The 18,980-nt window shown below is 60.0% G+C and carries 14 protein-coding genes; 11 read left to right on the top strand and 3 right to left on the bottom strand.

The features are described from left to right. Nucleotides 1-207 precede the first annotated feature (207 nt). A complete protein-coding gene (locus ACZ9IM_RS01325; protein WP_476223272.1) occupies nt 208-2,652 on the top strand; it encodes a penicillin-binding protein 1A in 2,445 nt (814 codons plus the stop codon). 242 nt (nt 2,653-2,894) lie between these two features. Here the strand turns inward: ACZ9IM_RS01325 and ACZ9IM_RS01320 are convergent, their stop codons facing one another. The 3 genes from ACZ9IM_RS01320 to rpmE form a co-directional block, all read right to left on the bottom strand. Then, nucleotides 2,895-4,163 carry a malic enzyme-like NAD(P)-binding protein gene (locus ACZ9IM_RS01320; protein ID WP_007899225.1) on the bottom strand — a complete coding sequence of 423 codons (1,269 nt, stop codon included), beginning with the start codon at nt 4,161-4,163 and terminating at the stop codon, nt 2,895-2,897. Between the two features lie 183 nt (nt 4,164-4,346). After that, entirely contained in the window at nt 4,347-5,135 is a 789-nt protein-coding gene (locus ACZ9IM_RS01315) for a thermonuclease family protein (protein ID WP_427627958.1), read from the bottom strand. A 25-nt stretch (nt 5,136-5,160) separates the two neighbouring features. After that, nucleotides 5,161-5,391, bottom strand: coding sequence for a 50S ribosomal protein L31 (gene rpmE, locus ACZ9IM_RS01310; protein ID WP_007899231.1), 231 nt, complete (start codon nt 5,389-5,391; stop codon nt 5,161-5,163). Nucleotides 5,392-5,680: 289 nt separating this feature from the next. On the opposite strand from rpmE, the gene ACZ9IM_RS01305 reads away from it, so the two are divergent. The 10 genes from ACZ9IM_RS01305 to ACZ9IM_RS01260 all read left to right on the top strand — a co-directional run bounded on the left by ACZ9IM_RS01305 (nt 5,681) and on the right by ACZ9IM_RS01260 (nt 18,751). Continuing rightward, entirely contained in the window at nt 5,681-7,900 is a 2,220-nt protein-coding gene (locus ACZ9IM_RS01305) for a primosomal protein N' (RefSeq protein ID WP_476223211.1), read from the top strand. Nucleotides 7,901-8,138: 238 nt separating this feature from the next. Continuing rightward, nucleotides 8,139-9,875, top strand: coding sequence for an arginine--tRNA ligase (gene argS, locus ACZ9IM_RS01300; protein ID WP_476223210.1), 1,737 nt, complete (start codon nt 8,139-8,141; stop codon nt 9,873-9,875). 1 nt (nt 9,876) lies between these two features. Beyond that, nucleotides 9,877-10,584 carry an SPOR domain-containing protein gene (locus ACZ9IM_RS01295; RefSeq protein ID WP_030129222.1) on the top strand — a complete coding sequence of 236 codons (708 nt, stop codon included), beginning with the start codon at nt 9,877-9,879 and terminating at the stop codon, nt 10,582-10,584. A 250-nt stretch (nt 10,585-10,834) separates the two neighbouring features. Then, nucleotides 10,835-11,365, top strand: coding sequence for an ATP-dependent protease subunit HslV (gene hslV, locus ACZ9IM_RS01290; RefSeq protein WP_007899242.1), 531 nt, complete (start codon nt 10,835-10,837; stop codon nt 11,363-11,365). A 55-nt stretch (nt 11,366-11,420) separates the two neighbouring features. After that, on the top strand, nt 11,421-12,761 hold the full coding sequence (hslU, locus tag ACZ9IM_RS01285) for an ATP-dependent protease ATPase subunit HslU (RefSeq protein WP_007899245.1): 1,341 nt from the start codon (nt 11,421-11,423) through the stop codon (nt 12,759-12,761). Between the two features lie 206 nt (nt 12,762-12,967). Next, a complete protein-coding gene (locus tag ACZ9IM_RS01280; protein WP_007899253.1) occupies nt 12,968-13,348 on the top strand; it encodes a gamma-butyrobetaine hydroxylase family protein in 381 nt (126 codons plus the stop codon). A 242-nt stretch (nt 13,349-13,590) separates the two neighbouring features. After that, the gene (phaC, locus tag ACZ9IM_RS01275) at nt 13,591-15,270 is read left to right on the top strand and encodes a class II poly(R)-hydroxyalkanoic acid synthase (RefSeq protein ID WP_007899254.1); all 1,680 of its coding nucleotides are present in this window, start codon (nt 13,591-13,593) and stop codon (nt 15,268-15,270) included. A 134-nt stretch (nt 15,271-15,404) separates the two neighbouring features. Continuing rightward, the gene (phaZ, locus tag ACZ9IM_RS01270; RefSeq protein WP_008067658.1) at nt 15,405-16,259 is read left to right on the top strand and encodes a poly(3-hydroxyalkanoate) depolymerase; all 855 of its coding nucleotides are present in this window, start codon (nt 15,405-15,407) and stop codon (nt 16,257-16,259) included. Nucleotides 16,260-16,388: 129 nt separating this feature from the next. Further along, entirely contained in the window at nt 16,389-18,071 is a 1,683-nt protein-coding gene (gene phaC, locus ACZ9IM_RS01265; RefSeq protein ID WP_476223209.1) for a class II poly(R)-hydroxyalkanoic acid synthase, read from the top strand. Between the two features lie 59 nt (nt 18,072-18,130). Further along, on the top strand, nt 18,131-18,751 hold the full coding sequence (locus ACZ9IM_RS01260; RefSeq protein WP_218397020.1) for a TetR/AcrR family transcriptional regulator: 621 nt from the start codon (nt 18,131-18,133) through the stop codon (nt 18,749-18,751). Nucleotides 18,752-18,980: the final 229 nt, after the last annotated feature.

The following is an 18,980-nucleotide window of genomic DNA, read 5'->3' as shown; positions in this document are numbered from 1 at the left end:
TATGACTATCCGTGAGTTACGGACTCTGTAATATCCATTGCGTTCAATACCCTCCGTCTTGACAGAAGCGCAAATGACGCCCCCGACGGAAAAATGCTTATAATGCTGAGCGTTTTTTCCGCTTTCACTGCAAGCGCGGGTCATTCTCTGTATAGCCTGAACCCTGATGCCTAATTCATTTTTTACCCTGGATATCCAAAAGCCTTGATTCGTCTGCTGAAATTTTTCGGTTGGTCCATCGTCGCCGTTTTCTGCGGACTGCTCCTGGGTCTGAGCGGCGCTTTTCTTTACCTTAGCCCCGGATTGCCATCCGTGGAGGCGCTGAGAAGTATTCAGTTGCAGATTCCTTTGCGGGTGTACAGCAGCGACAACAAGTTGATCGCAGAATTTGGCGAAATGCGCCGTACGCCAATCCGTTTCGCCGACATTCCCCCCAATTTCATTAATGCGTTACTAAGTGCTGAGGACGACAATTTCGCCAACCACTACGGCGTCGATCCCAGCAGCCTGATGCGTGCCGCCACCCAGCTGGTAAAGAGCGGACATATTCAGTCCGGCGGCAGCACCATCACCATGCAGGTAGCGAAGAACTTCTTCCTGACCAGCGAACGCAGCTTCTCGCGCAAAACCACCGAAATCCTCCTGGCCCTTCAGATCGAACGACAGTTGACCAAGGACGAGATCCTCGAGCTGTACGTCAACAAGATCTATCTGGGCAACCGCGCCTACGGCATCGAAGCAGCGGCGCAGGTTTATTACGGCAAGTCGATTCGTGACGTGAGCCTGGCGCAGATGGCGATGATCGCCGGTCTGCCAAAAGCTCCGTCGCGCTTCAACCCGCTGGCCAACCCGACCCGCAGCAAAGAGCGTCGAGACTGGATCCTGGGACGCATGTATAAGCTCGGCAAAATCACCGAAGCCGACTACACCACTGCGATCAATGAGCCGCTGAACGCCAGCTACCATGTGCCGACTCCGGAAGTGAACGCGCCATACGTCGCCGAAATGGCCCGCGCCGAAATGGTCGGCCGTTATGGCAGCGATGCGTATACCGAAGGTTTCCGTGTCACCACCACGGTGCCGAGCAATTTGCAGGAGATGGCCAACACCGCGGTTCATGAAGGCTTGATGACCTACGACCAACGGCACGGTTATCGCGGCCCCGAGTCACGCCTGCCGGGTAAAACCCGAGAGGCCTGGACTCAGGAGTTGACCAAACAGCGAATCATCAGCGGCCTGGAACCGGCGATCGTGACCCAGGTCGACAAGAACGGCGTGCAGGTGTTGACCCGCACGGGTACCGGCGAAGAGCACGTCGCCTGGGAAACCATGAAGTGGGCTCGTCCGTTCCTGAACACCAACAGCATGGGCGCCAATCCGAAGCAGCCGTCGGATGTCGCACAGGTCGGTGATCTGATTCGCGTACAGCGTCAGCCAGATGGTTCGCTCAAATTCAGCCAGATTCCGCAGGCTCAAGGCGCGCTGGTTTCCCTCGACCCGCAGAACGGTGCCATTCGTTCGCTGGTCGGCGGTTTCGCCTTCGAGCAGAGCAACTACAACCGCGCCATGCAGGCCAAACGTCAGCCGGGTTCGAGCTTCAAGCCGTTCGTCTACAGCGCCGCCCTGGACAACGGCTATACCGCCGCCAGCCTGGTGAACGACGCACCGATCGTGTTCGTCGACGAGTACCTGGACAAAGTCTGGCGTCCGAAGAACGACACCAACACCTTCCTCGGCCCGATCCGCATGCGTGAAGCGCTCTACAAGTCGCGCAACCTGGTATCGATCCGCCTGCTGCAAGCGCTGGGTGTCGACCGCACCATCGACTACATCAGCAAGTTCGGCTTCAACAAGCAGGACCTGCCGCGCAACCTGTCCCTGGCCCTGGGTACCGCGACCCTGACGCCAATGGAAATCGCCACCGGCTGGGCCACCTTCGCCAATGGCGGCTACAAGATCACCCCGTACATCATCGACAAGATCGAAAGCCGCAACGGCGACACGCTATTTGTCGCCAACCCGCCGAGCGTTCCGAAAGGCACCGTAGCCAGCGATGGCATCGCCATGCCGGCCTCTGACACCTTCACGGTCAACGCTACTCCAGGCGAAGCACCGAGCGCCCAGCCAATGCCACAAACGCCGGCCGTGGCCGAGCGCATCATCGATGGGCGCACCACTTACATCCTCAACAGCATGCTTGAGGATGTGATCAAACTCGGCACCGGCCGCCGTGCGCTGGCGCTGGGTCGCAGCGACATCGCGGGCAAGACCGGTACCACCAACGAATCCAAGGACGCCTGGTTCTCCGGCTACAACGCCGATTACGTGACCACCGTCTGGACCGGCTTCGACCAACCGGAAAGCCTGGGCAAACGCGAGTTCGGCGGCACCGTTGCCTTGCCGATCTGGATGAACTACATGGCGGCGGCCCTCAAAGACAAACCGCCCCACACCCAAGCGGAACCCGAAGGCATTCTCAGCCTGCGCGTCGACCCGATCAGCGGCCGCGCGGCCACCCCAAGTACGCCAGGTGCCTACTTCGAACTGTTCAAGGCCGAAGACACACCACCGTCGGTTAACGAGCTGAGCAACGGCAATGTACCGGGCAGCCCGCTGCCAGCCGATGAGGCAGCGCCGATCGATTTGTTCTGATCGGATAGCGCAACGCAAAAGCCCCGCCTTCGAAAGAAGAGCGGGGTTTTTTTGGCCTGCCGATCATTCCCACGCTCTGCGTGGGAATGCAGCCCGGGACGCTCCGCGTCCCTTTCTAGAGCTGGAACGCGGAGCGTCCCTTGAGGCATTCCCACGCAGAGCGTGGGAACGATCAAACTCTCAGATACAAAAAAGCCCCGACTCGCGAGAGCCGGGGCTTTTGGTTGATGCGCTACAACGGCTTAGCCGTTGAACACGTCATCCACGCTTTTCAGCGGGTAGTTCTTCGGATACGGCAGGGTCGCCACACCGGTCTCGATCGCAGCCTTGGCCACGGCATCGGAGATCAGGGTGATCAGACGGGCATCCATTGGTTTCGGAATGATGTACTCACGACCGAATTCCAGCTTGATGCCGCCGTAGGCGTCGCACACTTCCTGAGGCACTGGCAGCTTGGCCAGTTCACGCAGGGCGTTGGCGGCAGCCACTTTCATTTCTTCGTTGATGCGCTTGGCGCGAACGTCCAGGGCACCACGGAAGATGAACGGGAAGCCCAGTACGTTGTTGACCTGGTTCGGGTAGTCCGAACGGCCGGTGGCCATGATCACGTCGTTACGGGTGGCGTGCGCCAGTTCCGGGGAGATTTCCGGATCCGGGTTAGAGCACGCGAACACGATCGGGTTGGCCGCCATGGATTTCAGGCCTTCAGCACTCAGCAGGTTCGGGCCGGACAGGCCAACGAACACGTCAGCGCCTTCCAGCGCGTCAGCCAGGGTGCGCTTCTCGGTCGCGTGAGCGAACACAGCCTTGTACTGGTTCAGGTCGTCACGGCCGGAGTGGATCACGCCGGTACGGTCAACCATGTAGATGTTTTCGATGTTGGCGCCCATGCTCACCAGCAATTTCATGCAGGAGATGGCGGCAGCACCGGCGCCCAGGCAGACGATCTTGGCGTCAGCCAGGGTTTTGCCAGCGATTTCCAGGGCGTTGATCATGCCGGCCGCAGTAACGATTGCGGTGCCGTGCTGGTCATCGTGGAATACCGGAATATCGCACTGCTCGATCAGAGCGCGTTCGATCTCAAAGCACTCAGGCGCCTTGATGTCTTCCAGGTTGATGCCACCGAAGGTAATGGAAATACGCTTGACGGTGTCGATGAAGGCTTGCGGGCTTTCGGAGTCGACTTCGATGTCGAACACGTCGATGCCGGCGAAGCGCTTGAACAGCACGCCCTTACCTTCCATAACTGGCTTGGAAGCCAATGGGCCGAGGTTACCCAGGCCGAGAATCGCGGTGCCATCGGAAATGACTGCAACCAGGTTGCCCTTGCCGGTGTATTTGTAGGCCAGTTCAGGATCGCGGGCGATTTCGCGTACTGGTTCGGCTACGCCGGGGCTGTAGGCCAGCGACAGATCGCGGGCGGTAGCGGTGGCCTTGGTGAGCTCGACACTCAGCTTCCCTGGACGGGGATGGGCGTGATATTCGAGAGCGGCAGTTTTCAGATCAGACATAGGGGCATTCCGCTTTTTACTGTTGGACAGACGGACCGCCGAGGATACTCGCCTCGCAAAGTCCTCACAAGACTGACCAGTCACCCCTGTCAAGCGCCCGGCCCTACGACTTTGGGCCAAGAGCCACGGAACACAAGGGATAGACTGTTCACAATCAACATGAAAAATGTCTACAACTTTTTCTTACGGTGCTGTCTGCAACATCGCTCGATCGGTCAGCGGCAGAAGCCAGCGCGCCTGCCCCGGTTTCAACCCACCGCGGCGCGAACGATCCACTACCCAGCCACGAGCCTCGATTTGCTTGCCTTTGAGCTTTTCAAGCGATGCGACATCGAATTGCTCCAGCAGATTGGGTGCAACCCGCAATACAACCGAATCCTGCAACTCGATCCAAACCCCGCCGCGATTGCGCTGAACCTTGCTCACACGACCACTGAGCATGGCGAAACCGGATGCGCTGATCTGCTCCGCTTTCAATACAGGTGATTGTCGCCACAGCCCGAGACCGGCCCGACGAGCACTGCGTTCAGCCGCTTGCTGGCAGGCGACCAAATCGACATTCGGTGCCACCGCCACCTGAAAACCGAGCCCCTCGGCGAGCATCTGCGCTTCGAGGTTGGCCCCATCGACACTGTAGACATGAGCCAGGGTGCGGCCGTAATGGTCCTTGCTTTCTTTACCCGGCAGTAAACCGACCCGCCCGTCGCTGGCGGCCACCAGAGCTTCAAGGCGTTTGCGCGCGGCCACGGCGAACGGCTCGTCAGAACGCCCCTGCTTGCCCAGCTCCGGCGTATTCAAACCGATCATGCGCACGCTGCGGCCATCGCTCAGACGCAAAGTGTCGCCATCCACCACGCGCTGCACCGTGACCGACGTGAGCCCGCTCGGTGCCGGGCAGAAGGCCTGGGCACCGGAAAGCCAAATCGCGGACACAAAAAAGGCGCCCGCGAGGGACGCCTTTTTCATCAGCAAGGAAAAGCCCACGGGGCTTTCGACCTTACTCTGCAGCAGCAGGAGCTTTCTTGCCGAAAGCGCCGAAACGGTCTGCGAAGCGCTGTACACGACCGCCAGTATCCAGAGTCTTCTGCTTACCGGTGTAGAACGGGTGGCACTCGTTGCATACGTCGATCGCCAGAGGCTTGGCCAGGTTCGAACGAGTTTCGAACTTGTTGCCACAGCTGCAGGTAACTGCGGTGATTTCGTATGTTGGATGGATATCGGCTTTCATGATGTATTCCTCAGGCTAGCGTGCCGCCACTCAACACCATTGTTGAATACCGCACGTAATTAGGCCGCGGATTCTACCAGACAATGCCATTCACGCAAGCTGTCGCTTAAACCAGTCGTCTGCTAGGCTCCCGACCTCAAGAGCAATCCCTGTGGGAGCGGGCTCGCTCGCGAAGAGTCCGTAACATTCAACATCTCAGGTGGCTGTTGCACCGTTTTCGCGGGCAAGCCCGCTCCCACAGGGGTTGCGCTCAGCCTTTCTTACTGCCCGCCCAGAGAGATCCCCCCGCGTGCCCAACGCCATTTTGCGCCTCGCCCTGCCTTCGCCCCTGCGCCGCCTGTTCGATTATCGTGCCCCGGCCGGTATCTTGCGTGCCCAGTTGCACCCTGGCATGCGCTTGCGGGTGCCGTTCGGTCGGCGGGAGATGATCGGGATTCTGGTGGAGGTCACCGACACCAGCGAAGTGCCGGTAGAAAAGCTCAAACCGGCCCTGGCGCTGCTCGACGCCACGCCGCCGCTGCCGCCCGCGCTGTTCAAGCTGTGCCTGTGGACCTCTCAGTATTACCAGCACAGCCTCGGCGACACGTTGAGTTGGGCGCTGCCAGTGTTGTTGCGTCAGGGTGAACTGGCCGAGGCTCGTCAGGAACGCTTTTGGTCCGCCGCACCCGGCGCCAGCCTCGATGATCCGCGCATCGCCCGCGCACCACGCCAGCGTGAAGCCTTGGCAACCCTGTCCCAGCATCCCCATGGCGTCGCTCATCAGTTGCTGAGCAAACTGATGCTGAGCAAGGACAGCCTCGATCTGTTGCTGGCCAAGGATCTGGTGCAAGTCGAAATCCGCAAGCACGCCCCCGGCGCCCGCCACGAACACTGGCTAGCGCAACCGGAATTGCCGCTCAACCCGGAACAGCGCGCCGCTTATGAAGCGATTCGCGCCGGATTCGACAGTTATCACGCGTTCCTGCTGGCTGGCGTCACCGGCAGCGGCAAGACCGAAGTCTATTTGCAGCTGATCCGCGAAACCCTCGAGACCGGTAAGCAAGCCCTGGTGCTGATCCCGGAGATCAACCTCGGCCCGCAAACCCTGGCGCGCTTCGAGCAGCGCTTCAATGCGCGCATCGCGCTGATCCACTCCGCAGTCAATGACCGCGAACGCCTGGAAGCCTGGCTGGCGGCACGGGATGGTGAGGCCGACATTATTATCGGTACCCGTTCGGCACTGTTCACGCCGATGAAAAACCCCGGCCTGATCATCATCGATGAAGAGCACGACGGCTCTTATAAACAGCAGGAAGGTCTGCGCTACCACGCCCGCGACCTGGCACTGGTCCGCGCCCGGCAGGAAAACATCCCGATTGTCCTCGGATCCGCCACACCTTCGCTGGAAAGCCTGCAAAACGCCTACACCGGTCGTTACGGTCTCTTACGCCTGAATGAGCGGGCCGGTGGCGCCAAGCAACCACGGTTCCTGCGCCTGGACGTGAAAAGTCGTCCGCTGGACAGCGGCATTTCCGGACCAATGCAGCAAGCCATCGGTCAGACCCTGGCCGCCGGCCAGCAAGTGCTGGTTTTCCTCAACCGCCGAGGGTTCGCCCCGACGCTGCTCTGCCACGACTGCGGCTGGATGTCTGAATGCCAGCGCTGCGACGCGCGAATGACCGTGCACCAGCGCTCCGGCGAACTGCGTTGCCACCATTGTGGCTACGTCGAACGAGTGCCCCGTCATTGCCCGAAGTGCGGCAAGGTCGATCTGCGGCCTGTGGGCGCCGGTACCGAGCGCGCCGAAGAACGCCTGGGGATTCTGTTTCCGGACGTCCCGGTGCTGCGGGTCGACCGCGACAGCACTTCACGCAAAGACGCGATGAATCAACTGTTCGCCACCATTCAAAAAGGCCAGCCGTGCATTCTGGTCGGCACACAAATGCTTGCCAAAGGGCACCACTTTCCACGGGTGACCCTGGTGTCGATTCTGGATGCCGACGGCGGACTGTTCTCCGGCGATTTCCGCGCCAGCGAACGCATGGCGCAGTTGATCGTCCAGGTCGCCGGGCGCGCGGGGCGGGCCGAAGAACCGGGCAAAGTGATTATCCAGACGCACCTGGCGGACCATCCGCTGCTGGTGCAACTGACCGAACAGGGCTATTTCGCCTTTGCCGAACAGGCGTTGAGCGAACGCCGCTCCGCCGGTCTGCCGCCGTTTGCGCATCTCGCGCTGCTGCGGGCCGAAGCGCATAAACCGGGGCAGGCCGAAGGCTTCCTCGATGAAGCGTGCAGCGAGGCCGAGCGTTTGCTGGCCGAGCAGAATCTGACCGGGATTGAGTTGCTGGGGCCGGTGCCTGCACCGATGGAGCGCCGGGCCGGGCGTTATCGCGCGCAGTTGTTGCTGCAAGCCACGGCCCGGGCGCCGCTGCATCGATTGCTGAGCAGTTGGTTGCTGGTTTTGGAGCAGATGCCGAGTGGGCGGGCGGTGCGCTGGTCCCTGGATGTAGATCCGGTCGATTTGTATTGAATTCAAGATCGCTATCGCGGGCAAGCCCGGCTCCCACAGGGATCTGCGTTGCTTACATGCTCTACGTCACACCACTTACCCTGTGGGAGCGGGCTTGCCCGCGATAGCGGTCGATTTGTCACCACATATCCATAACCTGCCCGCTATAGTTGGCAAGCCCGTCTTCGCAACGGATAATGCCCAGTTTTTCCACCAGCGCATCGAAGCGCCGCCGCGCTAGCGGTCGAAAGAGAAGACCATGAAAGACACCATTCGCCAGCTGATCCAACAAGCCATCACCCAACTCGTCAACGAAGGTGTGTTGCCTGAAGGCCTGTCGCCGGCGATCCAGGTGGAAAACTCCCGTGACAAGAAAAACGGCGACTTCGCCAGCAACATCGCCATGATGCTGGCCAAGCCTGCGGGCATGAAGCCCCGTGACCTGGCCGAGAAAATCATCGCCGCGCTGCCGGCTGACGAGAACGTCTCCAAAGCCGAAATCGCCGGCCCTGGCTTCCTGAACTTCTTCCAGAACACGCAAGCCCTGGCGACCCGCCTGGACGCGGCGCTGGCCGACGACCACATCGGCGTGCGCAAAGCCGGTCCGGTGCAGCGCACCGTGGTTGACCTGTCGGCCCCGAACCTGGCCAAAGAGATGCACGTCGGCCACTTGCGCTCGACCATCATCGGCGACGGCGTGGCTCGGGTTCTGGAGTTCCTCGGCGACGAAGTGATCCGCCAGAACCACGTTGGCGACTGGGGCACCCAGTTCGGCATGCTGATGGCTTACCTGCAGGAAAACCCGATCACCAGTGATGAGCTGTCGGATCTGGAGAACTTCTACCGCGCCGCCAAGCAACGCTTCGACGAATCCGAAGAATTCGCCGATCGCGCCCGCGGCCTGGTGGTCAAGCTGCAAGCCGGCGACCCGGACTGCCTGGCGCTGTGGACCAAGTTCAAAGACATCTCGCTGTCGCACTGCCAGAAAATCTACGAATTGCTGAACGTCAAACTGACCATGGCCGACGTAATGGGCGAAAGCGCCTACAACGACGACCTGATCAACGTGGTCAACGACCTCAAGACCGCTGGCCTGCTGGTCGAGAGCAACGGCGCTCAATGCGTGTTCCTCGACGAATTCAAGAACGCCGACGGCGACCCGCTGCCGGTGATCATCGTCAAGGCTGACGGCGGCTACCTCTACGCCACCACCGACCTGGCCGCCGTGCGCTACCGTAGCGGCAAGCTCAAGGCCGATCGCGCGCTGTACTTCGTCGACCAGCGCCAGGCCCTGCACTTCCAGCAAGTGTTCCAGGTCGCGCGCCTGGCCGGCTTCGTGACGCACCCGATGGAAATGGAACACATGGGCTTCGGCACCATGAACGGCGCCGACGGCCGTCCGTTCAAGACCCGTGATGGCGGCACCGTGAAGCTGATCGACCTGCTGACCGAAGCCCAGGAACGCGCCTACACCCTGGTGAAAGAGAAGAACCCGGAGCTTGCCGAAGACGAGTTGCGCAACATCGCCAAGGTCGTGGGCATTGGCGCCGTGAAATACGCCGACCTGTCCAAGCACCGCACCAGCGATTACAGCTTCAACTTCGACCTGATGCTGAACTTCGAAGGCAACACCGCGCCGTATCTGCTGTACGCCTACACCCGGGTGGCCGGCGTGTTCCGCAAACTCGGCAAGGATTTCAGCGAAGTCGAAGGGCAAATCGTCCTCGAAGCCGCACACGAACATGAGCTGGCGGCGAAACTGGCGCAGTTCGGCGAGATCCTGAATAACGTGTCCGACAAAGGCACGCCGCACATCCTCTGCACCTACCTGTACGATGTCGCCGGCCTGTTCTCCAGCTTCTACGAGAACTGCCCGATCCTCGGCGCCGACACCCCGGTGCAAATGCAGAGCCGCCTGCGCCTCGCCGCGCTGACCGGCCGCACTCTCAAGCAAGGCCTGGAACTCTTGGGTCTGGAAACTCTGGAGCGCATGTAAGTTGGCTGCCAAGAAAAAACCTGCACCCAAGCGTGGCGCCAGCCGTTACCAAGCTCCTGCAAAGCAACCGATCCCGGGCTGGCTGTGGATGGCCATCGGCCTGACGGTCGGTGCGTTCATTGTGTTCCTGATGAAGCTGGAGCCGGGCAAGGGCAGCGATACCGTCAAGCGCGAGAAGATCGAGCAGCAGAAAGCCACCAAGATCGCCGAGGCCAACAAGACTCCGCCGAGCCCGACGCAACCGGTGAAGCCGAAGTACGATTTCTACACCTTGCTGCCGGAATCGGAAGTCATCGTGCCGCCGGACGCAGTGCCGGAGAAAACCCTGCCGACACCACAAGTGCCGGCCATTCCGACCACGCCGGTGACGCCTGCGGAAGCGGCGAAGATCGACACGGCCAGGGCTCAAGCGGCATTGGCCGGCATCACCCCGCCGCCAGCGCCGCCCGTGGCGAAAGCTGCGCCGGTGACCAAGTTCTTCCTGCAGGCCGGTTCGTTCCGCAAGGAAGCCGATGCCGACAAGGTGCGTGCGCAGATCATCCTGCTGGGTCAGGCCGTGGCGGTTGAGTCCGGCACGGTGAAGGACGAGACCTGGTATCGGGTGCTGGTTGGTCCGTTCAGCAACCGCGAACAGCTGACAACCGCTCAGAAGCAACTGGCGGGCAGCGGCTTCAGCAACCTGTTGTTACAACAACGCCAAAGCCGCTGACCCTTCATGATCATTCCCACGCTCCGCGTGGGAATGCAGCCCGGGACGCTCCGCGTCCCTTTCTAGAGCTGGAACGCGGAGCGTCCCTTGAGGCATTCCCACGCAGAGCGTGGGAACGATCAAGCCTTCGGCAGCTCCTACGCGCCTCGCACCGCTCGTCCCCCGCCGCGTCCTACAGTTGAAAAACGCTCCACCACCCCCATATGAGTTGGCATAAGGCATTTTCGCCCCGCTGCGTGGAGACTCTCCCTTGACCACCATCGTTTCAGTTCGCCGCCACGGCAAAGTCGTCATGGGCGGCGACGGCCAGGTTTCGCTCGGCAATACCGTGATGAAAGGCAACGCGAAGAAAGTTCGCCGCCTCTACCACGGCCAGGTTATCGCCGGTTTTGCCGGGGCCACCGCTGACGCCTTCACCCTCTTCGAGCGTTTCGAAGGCCAGCTCGAGAAACATCAGGGCCACCTGGTTCGCGCCGCCGTCGAACTCGCCAAAGAATGGCGCACCGACCGCTCCTTGAGCCGCCTCGAAGCCATGCTCGCGGTCGCCAACAAAGATGCCTCCCTGATCATCACCGGCAACGGTGACGTGGTTGAGCCTGAAGAAGGCCTGATCGCCATGGGTTCCGGCGGCGGTTACGCCCAGGCTGCCGCGAGTGCCCTGTTGAAGAAAACCGATTTGTCGGCGCGGGAAATCGTCGAAACAGCGCTCGGCATCGCCGGCGACATCTGCGTATTCACCAACCACACCTTCACCATCGAGGAGCAGGATCTCGCTGAGTAAGCCTGTGCAGGCCATTGCGCCACGGCTCACTTCTGCTTGAGGACCGCCAATTATTATGCCCATGACCCCCCGTGAAATCGTCCACGAACTCAATCGCCATATCATCGGCCAGGACGATGCCAAACGCGCCGTCGCCATCGCCTTGCGTAACCGCTGGCGCCGGATGCAGCTACCTGAAGAGCTGCGCGTCGAAGTCACCCCCAAGAACATCCTGATGATCGGCCCGACCGGTGTCGGTAAAACCGAGATTGCCCGTCGCCTGGCCAAGCTCGCCAACGCGCCGTTCATCAAGGTCGAAGCGACCAAGTTCACCGAAGTGGGCTACGTCGGCCGCGATGTCGAATCGATCATTCGTGATCTGGCCGACGCCGCGATCAAACTGCTGCGCGAACAGGAAATGACCAAGGTTCGCCACCGCGCCGAAGACGCTGCCGAAGAACGCATCCTCGACGCCTTGCTGCCACCGGCACGCATGGGCTTCAGCAACGAGGACGCTGCACCGTCGGCCGATTCCAACACCCGTCAGCTGTTCCGTAAGCGCCTGCGTGAAGGTCAGCTGGATGACAAGGAGATCGAAATCGAAGTGGCCGAAGTGTCCGGCGTCGATATCTCCGCGCCACCAGGCATGGAAGAAATGACCAACCAGCTGCAGAGCTTGTTCGCCAACATGGGCAAGGGCAAGCGCAAAAACCGCAAGCTCAAGGTCAAGGAAGCGCTGAAACTGGTTCGCGACGAAGAAGCCGGTCGCCTGGTCAACGAAGAAGAATTGAAGGCCAAGGCCCTGGAAGCCGTCGAGCAGCACGGCATCGTGTTCATCGACGAAATCGACAAGGTTGCCAAGCGAGGCAACTCCGGGGGCGTCGACGTGTCCCGTGAGGGCGTACAGCGCGACTTGCTGCCGCTGATTGAAGGCTGCACCGTCAACACCAAACTGGGCATGGTCAAGACTGACCACATCCTGTTCATCGCTTCCGGTGCGTTCCACCTGAGCAAGCCGAGCGATCTGGTGCCGGAGCTGCAAGGTCGCCTGCCGATTCGGGTCGAACTCAAGGCCCTGAGCCCGGAAGATTTCGAGCGCATCCTCAGCGAACCGCATGCATCGCTCACCGAGCAATATTGTGCACTGCTGAAAACCGAAGGTCTGCTCATCGAATTCCTCCCGGACGGCATCAAGCGTCTCGCCGAGATCGCCTGGCAGGTCAACGAGAAAACCGAAAACATCGGTGCCCGTCGCCTGCACACCCTGCTCGAGCGCCTGCTCGAAGAGGTGTCGTTCAGCGCCGGTGATCTGGCCAGCACCCACGAGGACAAACCGATCCTGATCGATGCCGATTACGTCAACAGCCACTTGGGCGAATTGGCGCAGAACGAAGACCTGTCCCGTTATATCCTGTAGGTCTCAATCTGTGTGAGCGGGCTTCTGTGGCGAGGGAGCTTGCTCCCGCTGGGTCGCGAAGCGGCCCCAAAAGTCAGTGAATGCGGTCTGCCAGACAGACCACACTCACCGAATTTACGGCTGCTGCGCAGCCGAGCGGGAGCAAGCTCCCTCGCCACAGGTCACCCGTCGACACAGGGCCTCCATACAGACGGAAGATCGGCCCCATGACGACCCAACTCCCCACCGACATCAAACTCCACAAAGCCTCAAAAACCCTGTCGCTCAAATACGCGTCCGGCGAGGAATATCACCTGCCCGCCGAGTTCCTTCGCGTGCATTCTCCTTCCGCCGAAGTCCAGGGCCACGGCAAACCTATCCTGCAATTTGGCAAGATCGGCGTCGGCCTGAGCAAGGTCGAACCGGCCGGCCAGTACGCACTGAAATTGACCTTCGACGACGGCCACGACAGCGGCCTGTTCACTTGGGAATATCTGTACCAGCTGGCAGTGCGCCAAGAAGATCTTTGGAACGATTATCTTGCTGAACTCAAAGCGGCTGGAAAGACCCGTGATCCGAACGAATCGGTCGTCAAGCTGATGCTCTAATACAGGCCTCTGGCTATTTAGAGGGCATTTTCTAATTCCATCTGTTTGAATGCTTCGCTGCGGTGGCAACGATTGGCCCGCTTGCGAAAAAAATTAAACTCGGGTAACCAATGGAGCTGGCAAGTTCCGTGCATTTGTAGCTATTCGCAATTAACGGTCACCCGAGCAGTAGTACCTGGCGTTTGCTGTGTGACTACACAGCTGGGCTCAGGTACTCGTCTCAGGACAATGGAGCGTCGTAGATGAGTAACAAGCTTAACGATGACTTGAAATTTCAGGCTTCGGAAAATACCTTGGGGCTGAATCCTGTTGTTGGACTACGTAGAAAGGATCTCTTGGGCTCTGCCCGCATGGTGCTGACCCAGGCCATCAGACAACCCATCCACAGTGCCAGGCATGTCGCTCATTTCGGCATCGAACTGAAGAACGTGCTGTTCGGAAAATCCGAGCTTCAACCGCAAAGTGATGACCGTCGCTTCCTTGATCCGGCCTGGAGTCAGAACCCGCTCTATAAACGTTATTTGCAAACCTATCTGGCGTGGCGCAAGGAGCTTCACGCGTGGATCGATGACAGCAATCTTTCGCCCAAGGACGTCGCTCGCGGGCATTTCGTGATTAACCTCATGACCGAAGCCATGGCCCCGACCAACACGGCAGCCAACCCGGCGGCGGTCAAACGCTTCTTCGAAACCGGAGGCAAGAGCCTGCTCGACGGTCTCTCCCATCTGGCCAAGGATCTGGTGCACAACGGCGGCATGCCGAGCCAGGTCAACATGGGCGCGTTCGAAGTCGGCAAGAGCCTGGGCGTAACCGAAGGCGCAGTGGTGTTCCGCAATGACGTGCTGGAGCTGATCCAGTACCGACCGATCACCGAGCAGGTGCATGAACGCCCGCTGCTGGTAGTGCCACCGCAGATCAACAAGTTCTACGTTTTCGACCTGAGCCCGGACAAGAGCCTGGCGCGCTTCTGCCTGCGCAACAACGTGCAGACATTCATCGTCAGCTGGCGTAACCCGACCAAGGAGCAGCGCGAGTGGGGTCTGTCGACCTACATCGAAGCGCTGAAGGAAGCGGTCGATGTCGTCACCGCGATTACCGGCAGCAAAGACGTGAACATGCTTGGCGCCTGCTCCGGCGGTATCACCTGCACCGCCCTGCTGGGTCACTACGCAGCGATCGGCGAGAAGAAGGTCAACGCCCTCACCCTGTTGGTCAGCGTGCTGGACACCACCCTGGACAGCGATGTGGCCCTGTTCGTCGACGAGCAGACCCTCGAAGCCGCCAAGCGCCATTCCTACCAGGCCGGTGTGCTGGAAGGTCGCGACATGGCGAAAGTCTTCGCCTGGATGCGCCCCAACGACCTGATCTGGAACTACTGGGTCAACAACTACTTGCTGGGTAATGAGCCGCCGGTTTTCGACATCCTGTTCTGGAACAATGACACCACTCGCTTGCCGGCCGCGTTCCATGGCGACCTGATCGAGATGTTCAAAAACAACCCACTGATCCGCCCCGACGCACTGGAAGTGTGCGGCACAGCGATCGACCTCAAGCAGGTGACCGCCGACATCTTTTCCCTGGCCGGCACCAACGACCACATCACCCCGTGGAAGTCCTGCTACAAATCCGCGCAGCTGTTCGGTGGCAAGGTCGAGTTCGTGCTGTCCAGCAGCGGGCATATCCAAAGCATCCTGAACCCTCCGGGCAATCCAAAAGCGCGCTACATGACCAGCACCGACATGCCGGTCAAAGCCGAAGAATGGATGGAAAACTCCACCAAACACACCGATTCCTGGTGGTTGCATTGGCAGGCGTGGCAGGCCGAGCGTTCGGGCAAGCTGAAAAAATCCCCCGCCAACCTTGGCAACAAGGCCTATCCAGCGGGCGAAGCTTCGCCAGGTACTTACGTGCATGAACGTTGAGCTTCAAATAACTCGCAGTCCGCGGCACTGGGAGGTGCCGCGATCTCTATCGATTACTCTCGAGGCCAACCTCGAACATTCTGCGACGGCCCGGGACGGCTCGATCAGCGTTTAAAACCTACAGGGCTCTGTGCATGCCGCAACCGTTCGTCTTTCGTACCGTCAACCTGGATGGCCAGACCCTCCGCACTGCGGTACGCCCCGGCAAGCCTCACTTGACGCCCTTGCTGATTTTCAACGGCATCGGCGCCAACCTGGAGCTGATATTCCCGTTCGTCCAGGCTCTGGATCCGGACCTGGAAGTCATCGCCTTCGACGTGCCCGGTGTCGGCGGCTCATCGACGCCCAATCGACCCTATCGCTTCTCGGGCCTGGCAAAACTCACGGCGCGAATGCTCGACTATCTCGATTACGGACAAGTCAACGTGATTGGCGTTTCGTGGGGCGGCGCTCTGGCGCAGCAGTTCGCCCATGACTATCCCGAGCGCTGCAAGAAGCTGGTGCTGGCGGCCACGGCGGCAGGCACCGTGATGGTTCCGGGCAAGCCTAAAGTGCTGATGATGATGGCCAGCCCGCGACGCTACATCCAGCCCTCCCATGTGATCCGCATTGCACCGATGATCTACGGCGGCTCGTTCCGTCGCGATCCGACCCTGGCAGCCAGTCACGCCGCCAGGGTTCGTTCGGCAGGCAAACTCGGTTATTACTGGCAGCTGTTCGCCGGCCTCGGCTGGACCAGCATTCACTGGCTGCACAAAATCCATCAACCAACCCTGGTACTGGCCGGCGACGACGACCCACTGATCCCGCTGATCAACATGCGCATGCTGGCTTGGCGAATTCCCAACGCCCAACTGCACATCATCGACGACGGCCATCTGTTCTTGATTACCCGCGCCGAAGCGGTGGCACCGATCATCATGAAGTTTCTTGAGGAAGAACGTCAGCGCGCAGTAATGCATCCACATCCGGCGCCATCGGGCGGTTAACCGATCCCGACTTTTGTTTATGAAAAGGAGTCGGCAGGAGGCCGTGCCGCGCAACAACCCGCAACAACGTCTATGGTGTTTTGTTCGGGTGTGTTTGTTTTTGGCCTGATGACGAAGGAGTGTTAACTCATGCGCGACAAACCAGCGAAGGGCTCTTTGCCCACTCCCGCTGCATTCATCAATGCTCAGAGTGCGGTTACCGGCCTGCGCGGCCGGGACCTGCTTTCGACCTTGCGCAGCCTGGCCACCCACGGCCTGCGCAACCCGGTGTATACGGCCCGGCATGCCTTGAAGCTGGGCGGCCAGTTGGGCCGCGTATTGTTGGGTGAAACCCTGCATCCGACCAACCCGCAAGACAGTCGCTTTGCCGACCCGACGTGGAGCCTCAATCCTTTTTATCGCCGCAGCCTGCAGGCCTATCTGAGCTGGCAGAAAGAAGTCAAAAGCTGGATCGACGAAAGCAACATGAGCCCGGACGATCGTGCCCGCGCCCACTTTGCCTTTGCCTTGATCAATGACGCCGTGGCGCCGTCCAACACCCTGCTCAATCCGCTGGCGATCAAGGAATTTTTCAACTCCGGCGGCAATAGTCTGGTGCGGGGTATCGGCCATCTGGTCGACGATGTCCTGCACAACAACGGCCTGCCAAGACAAGTCACCAAACAAGCGTTCGAGGTGGGCAAAACGGTCGCCACCACTACCGGCTCTGTGGTGTTTCGCAATGAACTGCTGGAGCTGATCCAGTACAAGCCGATGAGCGAAAAGCAGTATTCCAAGCCATTGCTGATCGTGCCGCCACAGATCAACAAGTACTACATTTTCGATTTGAGCCCCAACAACAGCTTCGTTCAGTTCGCCCTTAAAAACGGTTTGCAGACCTTCGTTATCAGCTGGCGCAATCCCGATGTGCGTCATCGCGAATGGGGGCTGTCGTCTTATGTCGAAGCCGTCGAAGAAGCGATGAATGTGTGCCGGGCAATCTCCGGCGCGCGCGAGGTCAACCTGATGGGGGCTTGCGCCGGTGGGCTGACCATTGCCGCATTGCAAGGGCATTTGCAGGCCAAGCGGCAGCTACGACGGGTGTCCAGCGCGACCTACCTGGTCAGCATGCTCGACAGCCAGATAGACAGCCCGGCTACCCTCTTCGCCGATGAACAAACGCTGGAAGCGGCCAAGCGCCGCTCGTATCAGAAGGGCGTTCTGGAAGGTAGTGACATGGCCAGGGTGTTTGCCTGGATGCGGCCCAACGATTTGATCTGGAATTACTTCGTCAATAACTACCTGATGGGCAAGGAGCCGCCGGCGTTCGACATCCTCTACTGGAACAATGACAACACGCGTCTGCCAGCAGCGTTTCATGGCGATCTGCTGGATTTCTTCAAGCACAACCCGCTGAGTCATCCTGGCGGGCTGGAAGTGTGCGGCACGCCGATCGACCTGCAGAAAGTCACCGTCGACAGCTTCAGCGTGGCAGGCATGAATGATCACATCACCCCATGGGATGCGGTGTATCGCTCGACATTACTGCTGGGGGGCGAGCGGCGCTTCGTGCTGTCCAACAGCGGTCATGTACAGAGCATTCTCAACCCGCCGAACAATCCGAAAGCCAACTACGTCGAGAATCCGAAACTGAGCAGCGACCCGCGGGCCTGGTATTACGACGCCAAGCGCGTCGACGGTAGTTGGTGGACGCAATGGCTGGACTGGATTCAGGAACGCTCCGGCGCACAACACGAAACCCGGATGGCCCTCGGCAACCAGAACTATCCACCGATGGAGGCGGCACCCGGTACTTACGTGCGTGTGCGCTGACGTTTAACGAACCACGGCCGCCAATGGCCGTGGCATGACTCGACCATTAAGAAGACTGGATGAAAACCCGCGACCGGATTCTCGAATGTGCCCTGCAGTTGTTCAATCAGAAGGGCGAACCGAATGTGTCCACCATGGAAGTGGCCAACGAAATGGGCATCAGCCCGGGCAACCTCTACTACCATTTCCACGGCAAGGAACCGCTGATCCTCGGGCTGTTCGAGCGCTTCCAGGCCGAGTTGACGCCCTTGCTCGACCCACCGTCCGATGTGGAATTGGCGCCCGAGGATTACTGGCTGTTCCTGCACCTGATCATCGAACGCCTGGCCCATTACCGGTTTCTGTTCCAGGACCTGTCGAACCTTGCCGGCCGCCTGCCGAAACTGGCCAAGGGAATACGCAATCTACTCAATGCGTTGAAGCGCACACTGGCTTCATTGCTGGCGCAATTGAAAGCTCAAGGTCAGTTGGTCAGTGACACCCAGGCGCTGGGGCAGTTGGTGGAACAAATCACCATGACGTTGCTGTTCTCACTGGACTATCAGCGAATTCTCGACCGTGAAGGTGAAGTGCGACTGGTGGTGTATCAGATCATGATGCTGGTGGCGCCGCACTTGCTGCCGCCTGTCAAGGTTGCGACCGAGCGGTTGGCGTTGCAGTACCTCGAAGAGCACGACTAACCCTGTGGGAGCGGGCTTGCTCGCGAAAGCTATTCATCATTCAACATTGATGTCGATTGAGCCACCGCTTTCGCGAGCAAGCCCGCTCCCACATCGGATTTGTGGTGCTTTCCAGAATCCATGCACAAACAAAAACGCCCGACCTTCGCAGGCCGGGCGTGATCGTTCCCATGCTCCGCGTGGGAATGCAGCCGGTGACGCTCTGCGTCACTGCCGCAATGGACGCGAA

Source organism: Pseudomonas sp. TE12508 (assembly GCF_056279485.1).
This window is presented reverse-complemented; position numbering and strand designations above follow the sequence as displayed.